At 32.1% G+C, this 4,310-nt stretch carries 2 protein-coding genes; both read left to right on the top strand.

What is annotated here, in order from left to right; translation table 11 throughout:
• Positions 1–446: 446 nt before the first annotated feature.
• Positions 447–1,412: an AAA family ATPase gene (locus KHM83_RS19380; RefSeq protein WP_213238689.1), complete on the top strand. Its 966-nt coding sequence runs from the start codon at positions 447–449 to the stop codon at positions 1,410–1,412.
• Positions 1,413–3,875 (top strand): S8 family peptidase, encoded by a 2,463-nt coding sequence (locus KHM83_RS19375; RefSeq protein ID WP_213238688.1) that lies wholly within the window; start codon positions 1,413–1,415, stop codon positions 3,873–3,875. It begins immediately after the preceding gene.
• Positions 3,876–4,310 lie beyond the last annotated feature (435 nt).

The following is a 4,310-nucleotide window of genomic DNA, read 5'->3' as shown; positions in this document are numbered from 1 at the left end:
TACATTCGCATTGCGGTATGATATCACCCTACGATTATGAACTTGAATTTGTCAGTTAGTAATCATAAAAGTTGTTTAAAGATTCTACGTTTAAGTTGTCCTTTTTCTTGACAGAAGACCAAAGCATTAAAGGTTATTGAAGACAAAGAAGCAAAGCAGAGATTAGTAAGAAAGTTAGTTAAAGAGATTCAATTGAAAGATAAGCATATAGCTAGTTTAGAGCTTGTTATAGGAGATAAGATTAACGTTTTAGGGTTGGATGATGAACAAAGAACCGTATCATAAGTGAATGGGTGTAATTCATAACGTAATTTATGAATGTGATAATTACGGAAAGACGCTAAAAAACCATGTTTTTTAAGAAGTCTTTTTACTATAAACAAGGGTCTATTAGTATTGTACATTACTACATTTGTGATAAACTTATGTTACGAGGAGGTGAAGTGATGGCTACAGCAGATCAAATAAAAAGTTTGATTAAAGCACATAATGAAAATGATAATGAGAAATTTAAGACTGTAATTTTACAGATTGCTGCATATGAAGCAAAGCATAATCACTCAAACCTTGCCAGAGAATTAAAGAAACTAGCTGAAAAATCAACTAGCTCAAAGGCTAGTGTCATTCAGTTTAATCAAATTAGTAATAATCCTATGCTAACTACAATATTACCAATAGATAGATTGGATGATTTAGTTGTATCTGATGAAATACTTGAAAGAATAAATAGAATATTAAATGAATTTAAAAATAGGAATAAGCTTAAAAGTTTTGGAATGAGTAACCGGCGAAAAGTTCTCATAGAAGGAAAACCTGGAACAGGTAAAACTTATACCGCTTCAATTATTGCTTCTGAGTTAGGGTTACCCCTTTATATAGTCCAGGTTGATAAGTTAGTAACAAAATTTATGGGAGAAACCAGTGTAAAATTACGCCAGATATTTGATATAATAGAAACTTCTATGGGAGTCTATTTTTTTGATGAATTTGACGCAATTGGTGCTGATAGAAATTTAGATAATGAAGTTGGAGAAATGCGTAGAATTCTAAATTCTTTTTTGCAATTTATTGAACAAGATACTTCTGAAAGTATAATAGTGGCTGCCACTAATAATCAAAAGTTATTAGACCAAGCGCTGTTTAGAAGATTTGATGATGTATTGCATTACCAAATGCCAACAGAAAATGAGATTAAAAGATTATACTTACACAAATTATCTGTTTTTCAAAGAAATTTTACACCTTCAAAGAATTTAATTGATGAATCTAAATTTTTAAGTCACGCAGAAATTATCAAAGTATGTGAAGATGCTATTAAGGATTCAATATTAAATGACATTAGCATATCCGAAAACATGATTATTAACTTAGTTAAGGATCGAATCACTTTATATCATGGACGGGAGGCATAAATGGCAGTTGAAAAAAAGAATATTTTTTTAGTAGATACAAATACTTCAATACCTTATGTTTCACGTTCAATGGTGGTTGGTAAGAATTTTCCTAAAAGGGAAAATGGAAGGTCACATGCTTCGTATATTGCTAAAAAATTAGAGCTGTGTTATGAAAAATCAATAACTCAAAAACAAGCTGCTGCAATAAGATATAAAGAAGGGGTATATATTGAGTTTTCTAGCTCTGTTGAATATGATTTAGCAATAAAAAGCTTAGAAAATAGAACTCAAGGGATACGCTTATTAAATGTAAAATCTGATGAAAAAGAAAAAATTGTTAGAGCGACAGTTTATATTCCGGCTGGAAAAGAACAATATTTTTTAAGTAAAGCTGAGGAGTATTTAACTAAAACTACAAAAAAAGGTTTGCCAAAGAATAATGATTTAATAAGTAGTATAGAGGACGTAAGACTTGCACTCTTAGAATCCTTTTGGATGGGAAAACATGAGAATATTCCTGATATCATTGAAGAATGGTGTGAAGTATGGATTAGATTCGAGCCAGGATATACAGAACAAGCGATTGATAATTTAAAAAGTTGTTGTTCTAGCCTAGATATTCAAATTGACAATAATAATTTAGAATTCCCTGAAAGACTTGTTTTCCTTATTAAAGCAAATAAAAATCAATTATCTAATTTGGTAAGCTGTTGCGATTATATAACTGAATTTAGAAAGGCATCAGAGCCAACTTCTTTTTTTGATGATTTAGCAGGTATTGAGCAGGAAGAATGGATTAAAGATTTATTAAATAGAACTGAATTTATTGAAAGTAATGCAAGGATATGTTTGTTAGATACTGGAGTAAGTAGTACCCATCCTTTGATTAAGCCAGTTATTGATGAGAATTCAATGAATTGTGTTAATGAACAATGGGGTATCCATGATAATTATGGACATGGAACTAAAATGGCGGGGATAGCTCTTTATAATAATTTGAAAGATACATTAAGTACAACAGATACGGTTGCTATAACTCATAAACTTGAATCAGTTAAGATATTACCTCCAAAGGGTTCAAATCTATTTGAGTTGTATGGAGCTATAACGGAGCAAGCGGTCGCATTAGCAGAAATAGCAAATCCTAATGTAGATAGAGTCATTTGTATGGCAATAACTGCTCAAAGTTTCAATACAGATGATGGAAGCCCAACATCTTGGTCAGCTTCTTTAGATAATATTACTTCTGGCGCAAATGAAAATAGTGAAAAGCGGTTAATGTTTGTTAGTGCAGGAAATGTTTCGCCTTTTGAAATAAGTGATAATAAGTATCCCGATATAAATATTTTACATAGTATAGAAAATCCAGGACAATCATGGAATGCTATAACAGTAGGTGCCTTGGTAAATGAGTTACAAGTAACTAGTAATGAATATGAGAAGTTTTCTCCTGTTGCAGATATTGGGCAGTTATCACCATATAGCTCCACTTCAGTTACTTGGAATGATAAGTGGCCAATAAAACCTGAAATTGTACTTGATGGTGGTAATATGATTACAAATGGAGTTGATTATTCAGAATGTACAGATTTATCATTGCTAACAACAAACCATCAACATTTAATAAGACCATTTTCTACAATTTGGGGAACAAGTTCTGCAACAGCAATAGCATCATGGATGGCCACACAAATATATACAGAGTACCCTGGAATTTGGCCAGAAACAGTAAGAGCTTTATTGGTTCACTCTTCGCGATGGACAAAAAACATGAAGGAACAGTTTTGTAAAGAAGATACAAAAACAAAAGGAAGAAAATTATTATTACGAAGTTGTGGGTATGGTGTTCCTGATTTAAATAAAGCAATCCAATGTGCAGGTAATTCTGTAAACTTGATTGTTGAAGGAGAATTGCAACCGTTTAAGAAAGATCATATGAATGAAATGCATTTGCACAAATTACCTTGGCCGAGAGAAGTACTACAGTCTCTAGGCGAGATTGAAGCTAGTTTGAGAGTTACCCTATCATACTTTATAGAACCTGGTCCTGGAGAAGTTGGGTGGAAGGATAAGTACAGATATCCATCATGTGGATTAAGATTTGACGTGATTAATTCAAATGAAACTTTAGAAGATTTTGAGAAGAGAGTTAATGTCAAAATGAGAGGTGAAGATAAAAAAGATAGTGGTGATGGAAGTAGTCGTGATTGGTATTTAGGTGTCGGAAACAGAGATGTTGGATCAATTCATTCTGATTTTTGTAATGATTTAGCAGTTAATTTGTGTGATGCAAATTATGTTGCAATTTATCCAGTGATTGGATGGTGGCGAGAAAGAGGATACCTTGGAAAATATAACGAAAAAGTGCGTTATTCTCTTATAATATCAATCGAAACACCAGAGACAAGTGTGGATTTATATTCACCAATAATTACACAAATAAGCACATCTACAGTAGTTGAAACAACTATAAATGTTTAGTATTTTATTTAGAGTTCTTTAATAAGAACTCTTTTTAATGTGTCCAGACATCATCAAATAATATTTGATTGTTTGGTATAATTTGGCACTCACTGAAGTGCGATACCCAGAAACGTATCATAACATAGGAATAACAACGTTTACAATAAATAACACTTGATATTTATAAAACCTAATGGACCACGTTCAAAATGATATTCGACCTTTGCGATGAGTTTGATTGATAATGTTGGTATATTAAGTATATGGATGAAGGGCTGAACTAAATACATTGAGTTTAAAGAGCGATACTCTAAAATGATATTAAAAACTGTATTGTTTCTGATTTCTAGTTCTGTCATTGCCTAGCTCATAACTCTTGCCGTAGCTAGCTCGCTTATCTTGCCTCAAAAAATGCGTGTAGTGGCTGCAGTGTTACTGCAGCCCAATAATCAT

This window comes from Fusibacter paucivorans (assembly GCF_018390735.1).
In the GTDB taxonomy this organism is placed as follows: domain Bacteria; phylum Bacillota; class Clostridia; order Peptostreptococcales; family Acidaminobacteraceae; genus Fusibacter; species Fusibacter paucivorans.
This window is presented reverse-complemented; position numbering and strand designations above follow the sequence as displayed.

What these genes read in the sequence shown, in the direction of transcription:
- KHM83_RS19380 (WP_213238689.1), top strand. Translation starts at nt 447, where the DNA reads ATGGCTACAGCAGATCAAATAAAAAGTTTGATTAAAGCACATAATGAA.
- KHM83_RS19375 (WP_213238688.1), top strand. Translation starts at nt 1,413, where the DNA reads ATGGCAGTTGAAAAAAAGAATATTTTTTTAGTAGATACAAATACTTCA.